Origin of the sequence: Aquibacillus albus (genome assembly GCF_016908325.1) — a bacterium.
Classification (GTDB): Bacteria; Bacillota; Bacilli; order Bacillales; family Amphibacillaceae; genus Aquibacillus_A; species Aquibacillus_A albus.
Genome location: NZ_JAFBDR010000059.1, coordinates 1 through 1,293, shown reverse-complemented (window position 1 = coordinate 1,293; position 1,293 = coordinate 1). Strand labels below are relative to the sequence as shown.

General features: G+C 50.3%; 2 rRNA genes. Both read left to right on the top strand.

The features are described 5' to 3' along the window. A 16S ribosomal RNA gene (locus JOC48_RS21155) occupies nucleotides 1-588 on the top strand; the annotation flags it as partial. Nucleotides 589-747: 159 nt separating this feature from the next. Next, nucleotides 748-1,293, top strand: a 23S ribosomal RNA gene (locus JOC48_RS21150); the annotation flags it as partial.

Sequence of the window (1,293 nt, the reverse complement as noted above, 5' to 3'; positions counted from 1 at the left end):
CACTCCTAGAGATAGGATTTTCCCTTCGGGGACAGAGTGACAGGTGGTGCATGGTTGTCGTCAGCTCGTGTCGTGAGATGTTGGGTTAAGTCCCGCAACGAGCGCAACCCCTAATCTTAGTTGCCAGCATTTAGTTGGGCACTCTAAGGTGACTGCCGGTGACAAACCGGAGGAAGGTGGGGATGACGTCAAATCATCATGCCCCTTATGACCTGGGCTACACACGTGCTACAATGGATGGTACAAAGGGCAGCGAAGCCGCGAGGTGAAGCAAATCCCATCAAAACCATTCTCAGTTCGGATTGTAGGCTGCAACTCGCCTGCATGAAGCTGGAATCGCTAGTAATCGCGGATCAGCATGCCGCGGTGAATACGTTCCCGGGCCTTGTACACACCGCCCGTCACACCACGAGAGTTGGCAACACCCGAAGTCGGTGAGGTAACCTGGGACACAACTTAGCCTCTTATTTTCCTTACTAGGAAGCTAAGTTGTGTCTTAGGAGCCAGCCGCCGAAGGTGGGGCCAATGATTGGGGTGAAGTCGTAACAAGGTAGCCGTATCGGAAGGTGCGGCTGGATCACCTCCTTTCTAAGGATTATTACGGAACTGCTCTTACGAGCAGAACGACATACTTGGTTGTTTGGTTCAGTTTTGAGAGATCAAAACTCTCAATGTGTACCTTGAAAACTAGATAAGAAAAACAAGACATCGAAACAACGAACGTCTTTTCACAGACAAAGTAAAGTTAGTTAAGTGAAGAAGGGCGCACGGTGGATGCCTTGGCACTAGGAGCCGAAGAAGGACGGGACAAACACCGAAATGTCTCGGGGAGCCGTACGTAGGCATTGATCCGGGAATTTCCGAATGGGGAAACCCACTACTCGTAATGGAGTAGTACACGTATCTGAATCCATAGGATACGTGAGGCAGACCCGGGGAACTGAAACATCTCAGTACCCGGAGGAAGAGAAAGCAAATGCGATTTCCCAAGTAGCGGCGAGCGAAACGGAAACAGCCCAAACCAGAAAGCTTGCTTTCTGGGGTTGTAGGACACTCTATACGGAGTTACAAAGAAATACCTTAAGTGAATCGATCTGGAACGATCAGCCAAAGAAGGTAACAGCCCTGTAATTGAAAAGGTATTTTCTCCAGAGTGGATCCTGAGTACGGCGGAACACGAGAAATTCCGTCGGAATCCGGGAGGACCATCTCCCAAGGCTAAATACTCCCTAGTGACCGATAGTGAACCAGTACCGTGAGGGAAAGGTGAAAAGCACCCCGGAAGGGGAGTGA